At 70.1% G+C, this 17,632-nt stretch carries 16 protein-coding genes; 7 read left to right on the plus strand and 9 right to left on the minus strand.

The window, feature by feature from the left end:
• Window positions 1–75 precede the first annotated feature (75 nt).
• Window positions 76–1,629: a stealth conserved region 3 domain-containing protein gene (locus ACQXVK_RS07885; RefSeq protein WP_430853216.1), complete on the plus strand. Its 1,554-nt coding sequence runs from the start codon at window positions 76–78 to the stop codon at window positions 1,627–1,629.
• Between the two features lie 285 nt (window positions 1,630–1,914).
• On the opposite strand, the gene ACQXVK_RS07890 is transcribed toward ACQXVK_RS07885, so the two are convergent.
• From ACQXVK_RS07890 to ctaE, 5 genes are all read right to left on the minus strand, one after another.
• The gene (locus ACQXVK_RS07890; protein WP_430853217.1) at window positions 1,915–2,874 is read right to left on the minus strand and encodes a phosphodiesterase; all 960 of its coding nucleotides are present in this window, start codon (window positions 2,872–2,874) and stop codon (window positions 1,915–1,917) included.
• 183 nt (window positions 2,875–3,057) lie between these two features.
• Window positions 3,058–4,743 (minus strand): cytochrome bc1 complex cytochrome b subunit, encoded by a 1,686-nt coding sequence (qcrB, locus tag ACQXVK_RS07895; RefSeq protein WP_022905300.1) that lies wholly within the window; start codon window positions 4,741–4,743, stop codon window positions 3,058–3,060.
• The gene (gene qcrA, locus ACQXVK_RS07900) at window positions 4,743–5,810 is read right to left on the minus strand and encodes a cytochrome bc1 complex Rieske iron-sulfur subunit (RefSeq protein ID WP_022905301.1); all 1,068 of its coding nucleotides are present in this window, start codon (window positions 5,808–5,810) and stop codon (window positions 4,743–4,745) included. The genes qcrB and qcrA overlap by 1 nt, the downstream gene beginning before the upstream one ends.
• A gap of 33 nt (window positions 5,811–5,843) precedes the next feature.
• A complete protein-coding gene (gene qcrC, locus ACQXVK_RS07905) occupies window positions 5,844–6,653 on the minus strand; it encodes a cytochrome bc1 complex diheme cytochrome c subunit (protein ID WP_402262928.1) in 810 nt (269 codons plus the stop codon).
• Between the two features lie 21 nt (window positions 6,654–6,674).
• Window positions 6,675–7,313 (minus strand): aa3-type cytochrome oxidase subunit III, encoded by a 639-nt coding sequence (gene ctaE, locus ACQXVK_RS07910; RefSeq protein ID WP_031260857.1) that lies wholly within the window; start codon window positions 7,311–7,313, stop codon window positions 6,675–6,677.
• Between the two features lie 70 nt (window positions 7,314–7,383).
• Between ctaE and trpD the strand changes: the two genes are divergently transcribed.
• A complete protein-coding gene (gene trpD / locus ACQXVK_RS07915; RefSeq protein WP_430853218.1) occupies window positions 7,384–8,439 on the plus strand; it encodes an anthranilate phosphoribosyltransferase in 1,056 nt (351 codons plus the stop codon).
• Window positions 8,440–8,989: 550 nt separating this feature from the next.
• Here trpD and glpK read toward each other — a convergent pair.
• Both glpK and ACQXVK_RS07925 read right to left on the minus strand, forming a co-directional pair.
• The gene (gene glpK / locus ACQXVK_RS07920; RefSeq protein ID WP_430853219.1) at window positions 8,990–10,501 is read right to left on the minus strand and encodes a glycerol kinase GlpK; all 1,512 of its coding nucleotides are present in this window, start codon (window positions 10,499–10,501) and stop codon (window positions 8,990–8,992) included.
• Window positions 10,502–10,545: 44 nt separating this feature from the next.
• Window positions 10,546–11,271 (minus strand): MIP/aquaporin family protein, encoded by a 726-nt coding sequence (locus ACQXVK_RS07925; protein ID WP_022907269.1) that lies wholly within the window; start codon window positions 11,269–11,271, stop codon window positions 10,546–10,548.
• 312 nt (window positions 11,272–11,583) lie between these two features.
• Between ACQXVK_RS07925 and dhaK the strand changes: the two genes are divergently transcribed.
• The 3 genes from dhaK to dhaM are packed head-to-tail and all read left to right on the plus strand — an operon-like array spanning window position 11,584 to window position 13,964.
• Window positions 11,584–12,585, plus strand: a complete 1,002-nt coding sequence (gene dhaK / locus ACQXVK_RS07930; protein WP_031262554.1) for a dihydroxyacetone kinase subunit DhaK — start codon at window positions 11,584–11,586, stop codon at window positions 12,583–12,585.
• Between the two features lie 33 nt (window positions 12,586–12,618).
• Window positions 12,619–13,245 carry a dihydroxyacetone kinase subunit DhaL gene (dhaL, locus tag ACQXVK_RS07935; RefSeq protein ID WP_430853220.1) on the plus strand — a complete coding sequence of 209 codons (627 nt, stop codon included), beginning with the start codon at window positions 12,619–12,621 and terminating at the stop codon, window positions 13,243–13,245.
• A complete protein-coding gene (gene dhaM, locus ACQXVK_RS07940) occupies window positions 13,242–13,964 on the plus strand; it encodes a dihydroxyacetone kinase phosphoryl donor subunit DhaM (protein WP_430853221.1) in 723 nt (240 codons plus the stop codon). Before dhaL ends, dhaM begins: the two co-directional genes overlap by 4 nt.
• 34 nt (window positions 13,965–13,998) lie before the next feature.
• On the opposite strand, the gene ACQXVK_RS07945 is transcribed toward dhaM, so the two are convergent.
• Window positions 13,999–14,613 (minus strand): TetR/AcrR family transcriptional regulator C-terminal domain-containing protein, encoded by a 615-nt coding sequence (locus ACQXVK_RS07945; RefSeq protein ID WP_430853222.1) that lies wholly within the window; start codon window positions 14,611–14,613, stop codon window positions 13,999–14,001.
• A gap of 56 nt (window positions 14,614–14,669) precedes the next feature.
• Between ACQXVK_RS07945 and ACQXVK_RS07950 the strand changes: the two genes are divergently transcribed.
• Together ACQXVK_RS07950 and ACQXVK_RS07955 are read left to right on the plus strand one after the other, a co-directional pair.
• Complete coding sequence (locus ACQXVK_RS07950; RefSeq protein WP_430853223.1) at window positions 14,670–15,890, plus strand: beta-ketoacyl-[acyl-carrier-protein] synthase family protein; 1,221 nt, start codon at window positions 14,670–14,672, stop codon at window positions 15,888–15,890.
• 98 nt (window positions 15,891–15,988) lie between these two features.
• The gene (locus ACQXVK_RS07955) at window positions 15,989–16,660 is read left to right on the plus strand and encodes a peroxiredoxin-like family protein (protein ID WP_022907275.1); all 672 of its coding nucleotides are present in this window, start codon (window positions 15,989–15,991) and stop codon (window positions 16,658–16,660) included.
• A 44-nt stretch (window positions 16,661–16,704) separates the two neighbouring features.
• On the opposite strand, the gene ACQXVK_RS07960 is transcribed toward ACQXVK_RS07955, so the two are convergent.
• Entirely contained in the window at window positions 16,705–17,538 is an 834-nt protein-coding gene (locus ACQXVK_RS07960; protein ID WP_430853224.1) for a helix-turn-helix transcriptional regulator, read from the minus strand.
• Between the last annotated feature and the right edge of the window lie 94 nt (window positions 17,539–17,632).

Here is a 17,632-nt window from a genome sequence, read left to right on the forward strand (position 1 = left end):
CGGACCGGAGTCCGCGCGGACGGTAGGATGAGGCGCCGGGCACCGAAGGCCCGCGCACTGATGCGAAGGGCATGGATGAGCAACGAGACCGAGCCGGTGACCGAGAGTCCTCTGCTGAACCCTCGACCGTCCTCCGGCGGTCTCGAACGTCCCGACGTCGTCGTGCGGAAGGGCCGTCTGACGCTCGTCAACGGGCACCTCACGCCCCAGCAGTCGATGATCGAGGACCTCCTGTTCCTCGACGACGCCCTCACCGCGGGCGACGTCGACCACCTGCTCATCCGCGGCAACGACCAGCGCCCGGTGATCGCGCTCGACGAACGCGACCGGCAGCGGGCGGAGAGCGCCGTGATGGCCGCCGCCGCCAACGAGCCGTTCTACGCGAAGCCGCCGGGCAAGCCCGCCGTGCTCGTCATCGACGACGGACTCGGCTCGGTCGACGAGCCCGTGCTGCGCGTGTTCCGACCGCGCCTCGAGCCGCTCGGACGCCTGCGCTACGGCGCCGAGACGAGCGTGCAGCTCGAGTTCTGGCGGGTCACCGACACCGAGGTCCTCGCGCCCGTCGAGAACGCCCTCATGCGACGCAGCCTGCCGGTCGACGATTTCGTGCTCGTCGACATCGAGCGGTACGGCCGCACCTGGCGCACCGTCGAGCACATGTTCGACGACCACGTCTCCGACATCCGTTTCCCGATCGACATCGTGTTCTCGTGGGTCGACGGCAACGCCATCGAGTACCAGCGGGCACGCCAGGCGGCGCAGTCCGGGGCCGTCCTCGGCGAGGGGGACGACGCCCCGGCGCGCTTCCGACAGATCGACGAGCTGAAGTACGCGCTCCGCTCGGTGCACACCTTCGCGCCGTGGATCCGACAGATCTACATCGCCACCGACTCCCCGGCGCCCGCGTGGCTCGCCGACCACCCGAAGGTGCGGATCGTCCGCTCCGAGGAGTTCTTCGCCGACCCGTCCGTCCTGCCGACGCACAACTCGCAGGCCGTCGAGTCGCAGCTGCACCACATCCCGGGCATCAGCGAGCACTTCATCTACTCGAACGACGACATGTTCTTCGGCCGCCTGGTGGACCCGTCGGTGTTCTTCAGCCCGGGTTCCGTGACGAAGTTCATCCTCGCGACGACCCGGATCGGACTCGGCTCGAACAACCCCGCACGCAGCGGGTTCGAGAACTCCGCCCGCGTCAACCGCCGGCTCCTGCAGCAGCGGTTCGGGGCGGTCACCACCCGGCACCTCGAGCACGCGCCTACCCCGCTGCGCGCGTCGATCATGACAGAGATGGAGCACGAGTTCGCCGACGAGTTCGCGGCCACCGCGGCGTCACGGTTCCGTGCGGCCGACAACATCTCGGTGACGAACTCGCTCTACCACTACTACTCGCTGCTCACCGGGCGCGCGATCGTGCAGGAGACCGCCGAGGTGCGGTACATCGACACGACGATGCAGTCCGGGCTGCGGGCACTCGGCGACCTGCTCAAGAAGCGGAACGCGGACTTCTTCTGCCTGAACGACGGCAGCTTCCCGGAGGTCAGCGACGAGGAGCGGACCGAGCGCGTGACGGACTTCCTCGAGAAGTACTTCCCGTTCCCGGCGCCGTGGGAGCGCGACGCGGGCTGACGGTCGGCTCGGCGACCGGTCCGCTGTCGTCCGACGTTGGGCGTGTCGTCCGTTGCGCGCACGGAGTGATGCGTCTGCCACTTCCGACATGACGCCTGTCGAACGACGACCGCGATGTCGCACGATGCACACGCAACTGATGCATGTGCACGTTCCGACTCGACGCTCGTCGAACGACGACCACGGTGTCGCCCCATGCACACGCAACCCCCACGGGCCGCGCCCGCACGATCGAGCCGACCCGCGCCTCCTGGCCCCGAACGGGGCTCGTCGGGCGCCCCGCCCTCAGCGGTGGACGGGGGAGACCGGTACCGAGTCGAGCGTGAACACCGGGATGCTCGACGTCACCGGCGCCGGCTCGGCCGCCGAAGGGATCGTGACGCCGGCCGCTGCGAGCCGCGCCTCGGTCTCCACTGCTGACACCGGCTCGCCGACCGTCGAGTAGTGCCCGATCGGCACGACCGAGTGCACCACGTTGTGGCCGTAGACGTGGACGAGGTTGAACGACTGGGCACCGTCCTGCCCGCGGGTCCCACCCTGGTACTCGGTGAGGTCCTGCGTGTAGCACGTGGCACTCGCCACCGACACCGGGATGCCCGCGAAGACCGCACTCGTCGAGTAGTGCAGGTGACCGGCGATGATCGCGATGACGTCGCTGCCCTCGACGACCTCGGCGAGGGCGTCCTGGTCACGGAGCTCGACGAGCACCGCGAGGTCCTGGACGCTCGGCACCGGCGGGTGGTGCATCGCCAGGATGGTGCCGTGCGGCGCCTGCTCGGAGAGCACCTCGGCCAACCAGTCGAGCTGTTCGGGGGAGACCTCGCCGTGGTGAGCGCCGGGCACGCTCGTGTCGAGGGTGATCACGCGCAGCCCGTTCACGTCGTACACGAAGTCGACCGGGCGGTCGGTCGGCTGGAGCCCGAACAGCTCCTGCCGGAACGCACCGCGCTCGTCGTGGTTGCCCATCGCCCAGATCACGGTCGCACCGATGCGCTCGGCGGCCGGCTCCACGATGTCGCGGATTCGGGCGTACGCGCCCGGTTCGCCCTTGTCGGCCACGTCGCCGGTGACGACGATGGCCTCGGGTCGGGTACCCGACGCCTCGATGTCGGCGATGATCGCCGCGAGGCGGGCTGCAGAGTCGACGTCACCGTAGAGTTCGCGGTCACCCGCCACGAGGTGGGTGTCGCTGAGGTGGAGCAGGAAGTGGTTCGGCCTGGGGTGTTCGGCCGTCCGGCTGTCCATCGGGGTCTCATTCCGTTGGTCGGGTGCGTGGTGCAACACAGTGCCACACCGTCCTGGACGAGTCCAGCACGAGTCGGTGAACCCAACGTGAACGCGGCCCGGCGTGTTCCCGCACGCACGACGAAACCCCCGCCACGACGTGACGGGGGTTCCGGGATCCGATCGCTCGGATCAGCTGACTGCCTAGTGCTTGGCCTCGACCGCGGGGGCGGCGTGACCGGCCTCGAGGTCCGGGCCGTGGTGCGCGGCGTGCGCAGCCTCGAGCTCGGCCTTCGACACCGGGGTGATCCGGTCCTCGAAGAAGAAGCGCGACAGGCCGGCGCGCGCCTTCTGCAGCCCGGAGATCTTGCCCCGGGCGTTCGGACGGATCATCAGCGGCTTGTACTCGTTGAACTGCAGCAACTTCCACCGCTCGTACTCGTCGAGCTGCTCGTGCACCTCGATGTACTCGCCGTGGGGGAGTCGCACGATGCGTCCGGACTCGTAGCCGTGCAGGACGATCTCGCGGTCCTTCTTCTGCAGGGCGAGGCACACGCGCTTCGTGATCCAGAAGGCGACGAACGGGCCGAGGACCGTCGTGGCCTGGATCACGTGGATGACGTGGTCGATCGACACGTAGAAGTGGGTCGCGATGATGTCCGACGACGCGGCGGCCCAGAGGCTCGCGTAGAGCGTGATGCCGGCGGCACCGAACGCCGTACGGGTCGGGGCGTTGCGCGGACGGTCGAGGATGTGGTGCTCACGCTTGTCGCCCGTGACCCACGCCTCGATGAAGGGGTAGATGAAGATGGCGAGGATGAGCAGCACCAGGACCGCGATCGGCACGAGGATGTTGAACGACACCGTGTAGCCGAACCACACGACCTCCCAGTGCGGCGGCACCAGACGGAGCGCGCCGTCGGCGAAACCGATGTACCAGTCGGGCTGGGTACCGGCGGACACCGGGGACGGGTCGTACGGGCCGTAGTTCCAGATCGGGTTGATCGTGAACAGCGACGCGATGAGGGCGAGGATGCCCGCGACGATGAAGAAGAACCCACCGGCCTTCGCGGCGAACGCGGGGAGGATCGGCACACCGACGACGTTCTCGTTCGTCTTGCCGGGCCCGGCGAACTGCGTGTGCTTGTTGATGACGACCAGCACGAGGTGGACACCGAGCACGGCCACGAGGATCGCGGGCAGCAGCAGGATGTGCAGCGTGTAGAGACGGCCGACGATGTCGGTGCCCGGGAACTCTCCGCCGAAGAGCAGGTAGGCGATCCAGACGCCGATGACCGGCACACCCTCGATCATGCCGACGATGATGCGCAGACCGTTGCCGGAAAGCAGGTCGTCGGGGAGCGAGTAGCCCGTGAAGCCCTCGGCCATGGCCAGGACCCAGAGGACGAAGCCGAACACCCAGTTGAGCTCACGCGGCTTGCGGAACGCGCCGGTGAAGAACACGCGGGCCATGTGCAGCATGATCGAGGCCACGAACAGCAGGGCTGCCCAGTGGTGGATCTGCCGGACGAAGAGCCCGCCGCGGATGTCGAACGAGATGTTGAGCGTCGACTGCAGCGCGGTCGACATCTCGATGCCCTTCAGCGGGACGTACGAGCCGTGGTAGACCACCTCGGCCATGGACGCCTGGAAGAAGAACGTGAGGAAGGTACCGGAGAGCAGGACGACGACGAAGCTGTACAGCGCCACCTCGCCCAGCATGAAGCTCCAGTGGTCGGGGAAGATCTTGCGCCCGACCTCCTTCACGAGGCCCGAGATGCTCGTGCGCTCGTCGATGTAGTTGGCGACCCCGCCGATGATGCGGGATCCGCGCTCCGGTGCCGGCTTGGTGGTCGACGACGCGGGTGCGTTGGTGGTCGTGCTGCTCATCAGCGTTCACGCTCCCAGAAGGACGGTCCGACGGGCTCGTGGAAGTCGCTCTGCGCAACCAGGTAGCCGTCGTCGTCGATCGCGATCGGAAGTTGGGGGAGGGGGCGTGCAGCCGGTCCGAAGATGACCTCGCAGTTGTTCGAGACATCGAAGGTGGACTGGTGGCACGGGCAGAGCAGGTGGTGCGTCTGCTGTTCGTACAGGGCGACCGGGCATCCGACGTGGGTGCAGATCTTCGAGTACGCGACGATGCCGTCGTAACCCCAGTTCTCGTGGCCCTTGGAGGGGTTGAGGTCCTTGGGGTCGAGGCGCATGAGGAGGACGGAGGCCTTGGCCTTCTCCTCGAGCATGTCCTCCTTGTCGAGCATGCCGTCCGGGATGACGTGGAACACCGAACCGATGGTCACGTCGGACGCCTTGATCGGGAGACCCGTCGGGTCCTTCGTCAGGCGCGTGCCCTTCGCCCACATGGTGTGGCGGAGGAGTTCGTTGGGGTCGGCCGCCGGCGCGAGGTCGCGCACGAGGACGATGCCCGGGAGGGGGAAGGCCGCCAGGGCGCCGATCATCGAGTTGCGGATCAGCTTGCGACGGCTGAAGCCGGACTCCTTGTCGGCGAGCTGGAACGCCTCGACCGCCTTGGCACGGGTCGCGTCGGTGCCGCGCGTGCTGTGGCGGAGCTCGGTGATCTCACGGTCCACCACGAGCGACTTCGACCAGTACACCGCGCCCAGGCCGAGCGCGAGGAGGGCGAGGGCGATCGACAGACCGAGCCAGAGGTTGGCGGTCCGGACCGTGCCGAAGTTGTCGGAGTCGATCGGGAACGCGACGTAGGCCGCGATCGCGAGGACACTGCCGACGATCGACAGGTAGAAGAACGTGGCGACCTGACGCTCGGCGAGGCGCTGCTTCTTCGGGTCGACGTCGGTGCGTCGTGCGCGGTGCGGCGGCTCGCCCGGGTTCTCGAACGGGTCGGTCGGCAGGACCGCGGTCCCGGGCGACGTGGTGGTCGTGCCGTGCTTCTCGACAGCCGAGGACGAGTTCAGTGCCTCGTCGTCGTGCTCTGCCATGGTGTTCCCTTCAGTGTCGTTCGACACGGACGATCAGTTGGACTTCGCGGTCAGCCAGACGGTCATCGCGACGACCGCGCCGAGTCCGAAGATCCAGATGAACAGACCCTCTGCCACCGGGCCGAGGGAGCCGAGTGCGAACCCGCCGGGCGACTTGTTGTCCTGCACGTACTTGAGGTACGTGATGATGTCGGCCTTCTGCTCGGGGGTGAGGTTCAGGTCGTTGAACACCGGCATGTTCTGCGGGCCCGTGACCATGGCCTCGTAGATGTGCTTGCCGGACACCGACTGCAGGTTCGGCGCGTACTTGCCCTCGGTCAGTGCACCACCGGCGCCGGCCACGTTGTGGCACATGGCGCAGTTGATGCGGAAGAGCTCCGCACCTTCGGCGGCGTCGCCGTCGGAGCCGTTGGTGAGGCTCTCGGAGGGGACGGCCGGGCCGGGGCCGAGCGACGCGACGTACTCGGCGAGGGCGTCGATCTGCTCGTCCGTGAACTGCGCGGGCTTCTCTTCCGCCTGCGGTCCCTGGGCGGCCATCGGCATGCGGCCGGTGCCGACCTGGAAGTCGACCGACGCGGCGCCGACACCGATGAGGGACGGACCCTCGCTGGTGCCCTGCGCGGAGAGGCCGTGGCAGGTGGCGCAGTTCGAGGCGAAGAGCTTCTGGCCCTCGTTCACCTTCGACTGGCTCGACGCCGCCACGGTGGTCGTGCTGTCGTCGGCGTTCGCCGTGGAGCTGAACAGCGCGTACGCACCGCCGGTGGTCATGAGACCGACGACGATGAGCGACACGGTCGCCATCGGTGAACGGCGGCCCTTCTTGGACTTGCTTCTGTTGAACATGCGGTGGGGGCTATCCAGTTCCTACTTGAGAAGGTAGATGACGGCGAAGAGGCCGATCCAGACGACGTCGACGAAGTGCCAGTAGTACGACACGACGATCGCGGTGGTCGCTTCCTTGTGACCGAAGTTCTTGGCGGCGAACCCGCGGCCGAGCGTCAGCAGGAAGGCGATGAGGCCACCCGTGACGTGCAGACCGTGGAACCCGGTGGTCATGTAGAAGGCCGAACCGTAGGCGCTGGAGGAGAGCGTCACGCCCTCGTGCCAGAGGTTCGCGTACTCGAAGATCTGACCGCAGACGAAGATCGCGCCCATGCAGTACGTGACGAAGAACCACTCCGTCATGCCCCAGTCCTTGGGGTTCCAGCTCGTCCGGTGCACCTGGAAGCGCTCGGCGGCGAAGACCGCGAACTGGCAGGCGAAGCTGGACAGCACCAGGATGATCGTGTTCACCGAGGCGAAGGGCACCTCGAGCTTGGCGGTCTCGGTCGCCCAGAGTTCGGGCGAGGTGCTGCGCAACGTGAAGTAGATCGCGAACAGGCCGGCGAAGAACATGACCTCGCTGCCCAGCCACACGATCGTCCCCACGGCAACGGCGTTCGGCCTGTTCAGGACCGGACCGCTGGCGGATCTGGAGAGAGGGGTGCTAGTCACAGACTCCATTATGGCCGAAACCACGGACAGTGTTTTCCTAGCCAACTGGCGGGTTGCTCGAATTCACTACGATCGGAGCATGCTCGACGCTCTCACCTGGCCTGCCGTGATCAGTGCGCTCATGGCGCGCGAAGACCTGACGATCAGCCAGTCCACATGGGCCATGCAGGAGATCGTGGTGGGCCGCGCCACGCCGGCACAGATCGCGGCCTTCGTCGTGGCCCTGCGCGCCAAGGGGGAGACGGTCGACGAGGTCGTCGGCTTCCGCGACGCGATCCTCGACGCCGCCGTCCCGCTCGACGTCGACCCGATGGCGCTCGACATCGTCGGGACCGGTGGTGACGTCGTCGGGACCGTGAACGTCTCGACGATGAGCGCGATCGTCATCGCGGCAGCGGGCGTGCCGGTCGTCAAGCACGGCAACAAGGCGAGCTCGTCGAAGTCCGGGTCCAGCGACGTGCTCGCCGCACTCGGACTCGACCTCACGATGGACGCCGCGCGTGTTGCCGACACCTTCCGGCGTGTCGGACTGACCTTCGCGTTCGCGAGCGCGTTCCACCCCGGTTTCGCGCACGCAGGCCCGGTGCGGCGGGAGATCGGCGTGCCGACCGTCTTCAACTTCCTCGGGCCGCTGGTCAACCCCGCACGGTGCGAAGCGAACGCCGTGGGCGTGGCGCAGCTCGAACTCGTGCCGATCATCACCGGCGTGTTCCAGACCCGCGGGGCCACGGCGCTCGTGTTCCGCGGCGACGACGGCCTCGACGAGCTGACGACGACCGGCCACAGCCACATCTGGGAGGTCACGGGCGGGCGTGTCACCGAGCACGACCTCGACCCGCGCGACCTCGGCATCGCCCGTGCGCGCATCGAGGACCTCCTCGGGGGTGACCCGGAGCACAACGCCGCCGTGGTGCACCGCGTCCTCGCGGGGGAGACCGGTCCGGTGCGCGACATCGTGCTGCTCAACGCCGCGGCCGGTCTCGTGTCGTTCCGACTCGCCGAGGACCCGACCGAGGTCGACCGGCCGATCCTGCAGCGGTTCCGCGAGCAGCTGGTGGTCGCCGCGGACGCGATCGACTCCGGCGCCGCAGCGCGCAAACTGGCTGATTGGATCGGCGTCGCCCCCGCCGCCTGACCTGCACCGTGCGAGGTTGCTGGCCGCTGCACCCGCTGCCCCTACCGCCTGACCTGCACCGTGCGAGGTCGTTGGCTGCGGCACCCGCTGCCGCTGCGCGCCGCACCGTGCGTGCCTCGTCACCTGGTGCGCGGTTGCGCGCACGGTGCGGCGCTGCAAGCGCGCACCGTGCGGGCAACCTCGCACCGAACCACGCAAGCCGCACCGCGCGCCGGCCGCCGCCGCCCGGACCTCGCACGTGCAGCACGGCGCAACCGCGAGCCGCGCCGTGCGTACTTCGTCACCTGGTGCGCGGTTGCGCGCACGGTGCGGCGCTGTAGGCGCGCACCGTGCGGGCAACCTCGCACCGGACCACGGACGCCGCACCGTGCGCGAGCGCCCGCGCCTCACCGCACCCGCGCCGCGCCCGACCCCAGCGCACCCCCACACCCGACCGCACCCACCACGCACCCCACGCACCCCGCGCCCGCGCGCCCCCGCAACGCCAGGAGGCGCGGTGCCGGTCCGTCGGACCCGCACCGCGCCTCCTGGCGGTCACCGCAGAAGCGGACTACTGGACGTCCTCGTCCACCCAGTCGAACGTCTTCGTGACGGCCTTCTTCCAGAGGCGCAGCGTGCGCTCGCGCTCTGCCTCGTCGAGCTGGGGCACCCAGCGCTTGTCCTCCTGCCAGTTGGCGCGGAGCTCGTCGAGGTTCGCCCAGAACCCGACGGCCAGGCCGGCCGCGTAGGCCGCACCGAGCGCCGTGGTCTCGGCGACCACCGGACGGACCACCGGCACGTTGAGGATGTCCGCCTGGAACTGCATGAGCGCGTCGTTGGCGGTCATGCCGCCGTCGACCTTGAGCTCCGTCAGGTCCACGCCCGAGTCCGCGTTGACGGCGTCGAGGACCTCGCGGGTCTGCAGCGCCGTCGCCTCGAGGGCGGCACGGGCGATGTGCCCCTTGTTGACGTAGCGGGTGAGGCCGACGATCGCGCCGCGGGCGTCCGGGCGCCAGTACGGCGCGAACAGGCCCGAGAACGCCGGGACGAAGTACACGCCGCCGTTGTCCTCGACGGTCTTGGCGAGGGCCTCGACCTCGGGCGCGCTGCCGATCAGGCCGAGGTTGTCGCGGAGCCACTGGATGAGCGAACCGGTGACGGCGATCGACCCCTCGAGCGCGTAGTGCGTCTCCTGGTCGCCGAGCTTGTAGCCGACGGTGGTGAGCAGCCCGTTCTCCGAGCGGACGATCTCCGTGCCCGTGTTGAAGATGAGGAAGTTGCCCGTGCCGTAGGTGTTCTTCGACTCGCCCTGGTCGAACGCGGCCTGGCCGAACGTCGCGGCCTGCTGGTCGCCGAGGATGCCGGCGATCGGGACCTCGCGGAGGAGGTTCGACGACTCGACGTGGCCGTAGACCTCGGAGGAGCTGACGATCTCGGGGAGCATCGACTTCGGCACGCGGAAGTCGGCGAGGATGTCGTCGCGCCACTGGAGCGTCTCGAGGTCCATGAACAGCGTGCGGGACGCGTTCGTGACGTCGGTCTTGTGGACGCCGCCGTCCACGCCACCGGTCAGGTTCCAGAGGACCCAGGTGTCGGTGGTGCCGAAGAGCAGGTCGCCCGCCTCGGCCTTCTCGCGTGCACCCTCGACGTTCTCGAGGATCCAGACGATCTTCGTCCCGGCGAAGTACGTCGCCAGGGGCAGGCCGACGACCGACTTGTAGCGGTCGGTGTCGCCGTCGGCGAGCTTGTCGACGATCGACTGCGTGCGGGTGTCCTGCCAGACGATGGCGTTGTAGACCGGCTTGCCGGTGTTCTTGTCCCAGACCACCGCGGTCTCGCGCTGGTTCGTGATGCCGACCGCCGCGACGTCGTGGCGGGTGATGTCGGCGCGGGACAGTGCCTGGCCGATGACCTCACGGGTGTTGTCCCAGATCTCCGACGGGTCGTGCTCGACCCACCCGGCACGCGGGAAGATCTGCTCGTGCTCCTTCTGTCCGACGGAGACGATCGAGCCGGAGTGGTCGAAGACGATGGCTCGGGTGGAGGTGGTGCCCTGGTCGATGGCGACGATGTAGTCGGCCATTGGTGCTCCTTACGCTGGTGCTCGGGTTGGTGGGGTGAAGACGATCAGGAAGCGATCGGCAGCAGGAAGGTCGAGAGGCCGGCCGCGAGGGCGCCGCCGACGAGCGGTCCGACGACCGGGACCCAGGCGTACGCCCAGTCGCTCGAGCCCTTGCCCTTGATCGGCAGGAAGGCGTGGGCGATGCGCGGACCGAGGTCACGTGCCGGGTTGATGGCATAACCGGTCGGGCCACCGAGGCTGACACCGATCGCGATCACGAGGAAGGCGACCGGGACGGCGCCGAGCTCGGCCGGGGTCTTGCCGTTGGTGAAGGCGAGCACGACGAAGACGAGCACGAAGGTGCCGATGATCTCGGTGACGACGTTCCACCCGTACGAGCGGATGGCCGGGCCGGTCGAGAACACGCCGAGCTTGGCGGCCGCGTCGGGCTCCTCGTCGAAGTGCTGCTTGTAGGCGAGCCAGACGATGACCGCACCGATGATCGCGCCGATGAGCTGGGCGATCCAGTACAGGAACATCTCCCCGACCGTGATCTTGCCGAGGATGGCGAGCGCGAGGCTGACCGCGGGGTTGAGCTGGCCGCCGGAGCTGTAGGACACGGTGACACCGGCGAAGACCGCGAAACCCCAGCCGATCGTGACCATGAGGAAGCCGGCTCCGAAGCCCTTGGACTTCGTCAGCGAGACGGCGGCGACGACGCCGCCACCCAGGATGATGAGCATCGCCGTGCCGACGAGCTCGGACAGGAAATTGACGCCGATGCCGTCCATCGGTGACCTCCAGTGCGTGAGGGTGGGGGTCCGGTGGTACAGCGCCGGCACTCCCCGTTGAGTGATTGGGGCCGAGCATACTGACGGGCATCGGCGGATCGCGACGCATCGGTGAGGGAAGTGCGCGATTGTGCACGAACGTGCACGGACCGTGTGCGCTCGCGCATCCCAGGTCGGTGGGCACCCCTCGGAGGCGTGCACGAACGTGCACACGGCAGGAACGGTCGCCCGGGGTGGCGATGTAGATTGAGGGCACTCCGGTCGACGACGGCGGTGCTGCCTCGCGATCGCCCGCACCCCGTGGAGGTCAGCATGAAGAAGCTCATCAACGATCCGCAGGCCGTGGTCGACGAAACCGTCCGCGGGTTCGCCCGCGCACACGCCGGACACGTCGTCCTCGTCGAGGACCCGATCCACATCCACCGCGCGGACGCCCCGGTGTCGGGCAAGGTCGGGATCGTCAGCGGTGGCGGCAGCGGGCACGAGCCCCTCCACGCCGGGTTCGTCGGACACGGCATGCTCGACGCCGCGGTGCCCGGGCCGGTCTTCACGAGCCCCACCCCGGACCCGATCGTCGCCGCGACGAAGGCCGTCGACGGGGGAGCTGGCGTGCTCCACATCGTGAAGAACTACACCGGGGACGTCCTCAACTTCGAGACCGCCGCCGAGCTCGCCGGCATGGACGACATCCGGGTCGAGTCGGTCGTGGTGGACGACGACGTCGCCGTCCAGGACTCGCTCTACACGGCCGGCCGGCGCGGAGTCGCCGGCACCGTCGTCGTCGAGAAGTGCGCCGGCGCCGCAGCCGAGCGCGGCGACGACCTCGACGCCGTCGCCGCCGTGGCGCGGCACGTCAACGACGTCACCCGCTCGATGGGGCTCGCGCTCGCCTCCGGCACGGTCCCGCACGCCGGCGAGCCGTCGTTCACCCTCGCCGACGACGAGGTCGAACTCGGCATCGGCATCCACGGCGAGCCCGGCCGCGAACGCATCCCGATGGCGCCGGCCGACGAGCTCGTCGACCGGGTGCTCGAACCGATCCTCACCGACCTCGCCGCTCCCGCCGGGTCGAAGCTGCTGCTCCTCGTGAACGGCATGGGCGGCACACCGCTGTCCGAGCTGTACATCGTGTACCGACGCGCCGCCGAGGTCCTCACCGACCGCGGCCACGACGTCGCGCGTAGCCTGGTCGGCGACTACGTGACATCCCTCGAGATGCAGGGGTTCTCGCTCACCGTCACGGTGCTCGACGACGAACTCACCGCCCTCTGGGACGCACCGGTGGAGACCCCGGCACTGCGCTGGGGACGTTGACCCACCGCCCACCCTCCAGGAAGGAACACCGAATTGGCGCTCGACACCGCATGGGCCATCGACTGGGTCCGACGCACCGCCGCCACGATCGACGACCACCGGGCCGAGCTCGTCACGCTCGACCGCGAGATCGGTGACGGCGACCACGGCGAGAACCTCGACCGGGGCTTCCGCGCCGTGCTCCAGGCCGTGGACGCCGGTTCCTTCGACACCCCCGGAGCCGTGCTCAAGGTCGTCGCGACGAAGCTCATCTCGACGGTCGGCGGGGCCGCCGGGCCGCTCTTCGGGACCGCGTACCTCAAGGGAGCACAGGCTGCGGGCGACGAGACGGAGCTCGACGCCGACACGCTCGTCCAGGTCCTGACCGCCGCGCGGGACGGCATCGTGTCGCGGGGCAAGGCCGCCGTCGGCGACAAGACGATGGTGGACGCCTGGTCGCCCGCCGTCGACGCCGCGGCCGCCGCCGCAGCAGCCGGCGAGGCACCGGAGCGGGTGCTGGCGGCCGCGGCGGACGCCGCCGCCACCGGCGCCGAGTCGACCGACCCCCTGGTCGCCCACAAGGGTCGGGCCAGCTACCTCGGGGAGCGCGCGGTCGGGCACCGTGACCCGGGTGCGCAGTCGACGGTCTACATCCTCCGTGCGGCCGTGGACGCCGCGTGAGCGTCGGCATCCTGGTCGTCTCGCACAGCGCGTCGATCGCGACCGGCACCGTCGAGCTCGCCCGGCAGATGGCCGCCGACGTCCCGATGGTCGCCGCGGGCGGCACGGACGACGGCGGGATCGGGACCTCGTTCGAAGCGATCACGGCCGGCATCGAGGAACTGGGTGCGGCCGACGCCGTGGTCGTGCTGTGCGACCTCGGGTCCGCCTACCTCACGACCGACACCGCGCTCGACTTCCTCGACGACGACGCCCGGGCGCGCGTGCACGTCTCGCCGGCTCCGCTGGTCGAGGGGACGGTCGCCGCGGCGGTCGCCGCGCAGACCGGCGGCGACGTCGACGCCGTCCTGGCCGCTGCCGCGTCTGCCGCAGCCTCCGAGACGGACGCGAGCCGTGCCTCCAGTGCGTCCGACGACGGTCCTGGAGGCGCGGCACCGGTCTCCGGGACGCCGCCCGTCGACGAGGCGGCCGCGTCCGAGACGGTGGAACTCGTGAACGAGAGCGGGCTGCACGCCCGGCCCGCCGCGGAGTTCGTGAAAACGGCCGCGAAGTTCGCGGCCGCCGTGCGGGTGAACGGGGTGGACGCCAAGAGCCTGCTCGCGATCATGGCGCTCGCGCTGCCGAAGGGGGCCACCGTCACGATCGAGGGCACCGGGCAGGACGCCCCCGAAGCAGTCGACGCCCTCGTGACGCTCGTCCGTTCCGGCTTCGGCGAGTGACCGGACCCGTCCGGGTTCCAGCGAGGCGCCGGATCTAGCGGATCTCGCGGATCTCGCGGATCGAGACGGTCCCGGCGAGGTCGAGGTCGGACGGGCCGCCGGTGACCCCGGCGTCGGCGAGGAGCGTGGCGCCGAACACCGCGCTCCAGAACGTCCGTGCGTCACGACCGACGCCGCTCCCGCTCGTCCACCCGTGCTCGGTGACGACCCGCTCGAGGTAGCGTTCCGACTGGCGGAACAACACCTGCAGGAGCAGCCGGACCCGGTCGCGTTGCGCGGCGTCGTCGCCCGCCGCGGCGAGGGCCCGGACGACGAGCGGGGTCGACGGCATCGCGAGGGCAGTCCGTGCGAGCACCCGACGGAAGGCCTCGGCGCTGCCGGCTCGACGCCCGGCGGCCTGCAGGCGCGTGGTGTCGCGGAGGAAGAGCGCGAACGCGGCGTCGAGCACCAGGCGGTCCTTCGAGCCGTAGTGGTGCGTGATCTGGTTCGGGTACACGCCCGCGGCCCGCGCGATCTCGCTGACGGTGATCGACCGCCGCGTGGGCCGACCGCCTTCGCCAGCGCCCAGCAGCCCGGCGGTCGCGGCGAGGATCCGTGCCCGCGTGGCCGCACCTCGCGGGGTCCCTGGAGCGTCGCTCGTGGTTGCCATGCCGGAATTGTACGTGGTACAACTCAACTTGTTCAACGTACAAGAAGGAGTCACCCGTGCACATCTCCATCACCGGCTACGGAGCGGTCTCGCCGTTCGGCCACGGCGTCGACACGCTCTGGGACGCCCTCGTCGCCGGTCGCTCGGGCGTGCGCGTCCTCGACCGGACCGGAGCGCGCTGGGACCAGGTGCCGATCCGGGTGGGGGCCGCCGCCGCACTCGACGCCGACGGCGCGCTCGGACGGGTCCGCGCGAACCGGCTCGACCGCAGCCAGCAGCTCGCCCTCGTCGCCGCGGAGGAGGCGTGGGCGGACGCCGGCGCACCCGAGGTGGCGGGGGACCGGCTCGCCGTCGTCGTCGGCACCGGGATCGGGGGAGTGGAGACCCTCCTCGACGCGCACGACGTGCTCGGGACGTCAGGGGCACGTCGGGTGTCGCCGCGCACGGTGCCGATGCTCATGGCGAACGCCGCTGCCGCGCAGATCAGCATCGCCGTGGGGGCACGCGCCGGCGCCTACACCACGGTGTCGGCCTGCGCGTCCGGCGCCGAGGCGATCGCGACGGCCGCGCGACTCATCGTCACCGGAGAGGCCGACGTGGTCATCGCCGGCGGGACCGAGGCGGCCGTGACGCCCGTGACGATGGCGTCGTTCGCCCAGTCGCAGGCGCTCGCGAAGCCCGGCGACGACGACCCGACGACGCTCTCCCGCCCGTTCGACGCATCCCGCCGCGGGTTCGTGCTCGGGGAGGGCGCCGGGTTCGTCGTGCTCGAGCGGGCCGACCACGCCGCAGCCCGTCGTCGGCCGTCGCACGGGACCCTCGCCGGCTGGGGCATCACGTCGGACGCCTTCCACATCACCGCGCCGCTCGCCGACGGCTCCGAGCAGGAGCGCGCGATGACGGCGGCGATCCGGATGGCCGGGCTGACCCGCGCCGACATCGACCACGTCAACGCACACGCGACGAGCACCCCCGTCGGGGATGTCGGCGAGGCCGCGGCCATCGCCCGCGCCGTCGGCACGGGCGCCGTCGTGACCGCACCGAAGGGAGCGATCGGCCACCTGTTCGGTGCGGCGGGCGCCGTCGAGGCGATCCTCGCCCTGCGCGCGATCGAGACCGGGGTCGTCCCCGCGACCCTGAACCTCGAGCACCTCGACCCGTCCGTCGAGCTCGACGTGGTCGCGGGGGCCGCGCGAGAGGTGCCGATCCGAACGGCGCTGAACAACTCGTTCGGGTTCGGTGGGCAGAACGCGTCGCTGGTGTTCACCGCGGCATGACGCTCTGTGACGCCGATCGCGCCAGGAGCGGACGCGCCTGCCTACGCTCCATCCACTGGCACCGTGGCCAGCACAACCCGTCATCGAGGAGCCCGACCGTGACCGAACAGACCATCGCCCGCCAGGTGCACGAATTCAACGAGGGCTTCACCGCCCAGATCGGCCCGGACCTGTCCGCGGTGTTCGACGGTGAGCAGCGGGACCTCCGTGCCGCGGGCGTGCCAGGGGACGTCGTCGGCGTCGGCGACACGACCCCGGACGCCCCGCTCGTGACGCCGACCGGAGAACGGACCTCGCTCTCCGCCGTCCGTGGCGATGCGCCGACCGTGCTCGTCTTCTACCGCGGCGCCTGGTGCCCCTACTGCAACATCACCCTGCGCACGTACCAGCAGGAGCTGTTGCCCGCGCTCGAGGGTCGCGGCACCCGGCTCGTGGCCGTGTCGCCCCAGACACCGGAGGCCGCGGAGCAGTCCATCGCGAACGGCGAACTCGCCTTCCCGGTCCTCACCGACCCGGAGAACGAGCTTGCCGGACGGTTCGGCATCGTGACGGAGCCGAGTGCCGCGGCGCGTGGTGCGCACACGGCGCTCGGGTTCGACGTCGCGGACAGCAACGCGGACGCGACCGCCGCGATCCCGTTCCCGTCGGTGTTCGTCATCGACGCCGGCGGCGTCGTGCGCTTCGCGGACGTCCACGTCGACTACACGACCCGCACCGAGGTCGCCGAGGTCCTCGCCGCCGTCGACGCGCTGCTCGCCGAGGCGCGCTGACACGTCGGAGCGGAGGTTGCCGGCGGCGTTCGGTAGGGTCGTGCTCAGCTCGGCGTGAGTTCCTGCAGACCGGTGACGCGCAGGAGGTCGAGCTTCGCGGCGTCCTCGGTGCCCGGCACGGCGGTGTAGACGACGATGCGGAGGTCCCCACCCGGCACGCTCAGCACGTCGCAGTCGATCTCGATCGGGCCGACCGAGGTGTGCACGCACTTGCGGCTCGCGCGGTGCTCGGCGACCCGGCCGGTGTCCCAGCGGCGCTCGAACTCGGGTGACTCACGACGCAGGCGGGCGACGAGCTCCGCGAGGTCGCGATCCGCCGGGTACCGGCCCACCGCGGCACGGAGGTCGGCCGCGAGATCGCTCGAGAACTCCTCCTGGTGCTCGTCGTCGAACTCGACCTCGTCGTGCCCGTGCATGAAGTGCCGCCACACGAGGTTCCGGTCCATGCCCGTGTACCGCGACGGGTCACCGGTCATCGCAGCCCAGAGGGCGTTCCACAGGATGATGTCGTGCGCGGCGGTGAAGACGGCGAGCGGGACGTCGCCGAGGCGGTCGATGATCCGCTGCACGCCCGGCGTGACGTGCCGCGGGACCATCCGGCGGGACGGCAGCGCGGTCCCCGCGACCCGGTGGAGGTGCTCACGCTCCGCATCGGACAGCCGGAGTGCGGTGGCGAGCGCGCCGAGCAGTTGCGGGGACGGGTTCGTCGCCCGCCCCTGTTCCAACCGGACGATGTAGTCGACGCTGACACCGGCGAGGGCGGCGAGCTCCTCACGACGGAGACCGGGCGTCCGTCGACCGGACCCGGCCGGCAGGCCGACCGCTTCAGGACGGACCCGGTCGCGCCAGGAACGCAGCACACTCGCGAACTCGCTCATGCCCACCATCCTCGACCTGCGCCTCCCGGCCTGCCTGGTACTGGTGGTCCCACTGTCGAGCGGTGCCTGGGGGACCCGGCCACGGGGGCGGAGG

Origin of the sequence: Curtobacterium sp. AB451 (assembly GCF_050585845.1) — a bacterium.
Taxonomy (GTDB): domain Bacteria; phylum Actinomycetota; class Actinomycetes; order Actinomycetales; family Microbacteriaceae; genus Curtobacterium.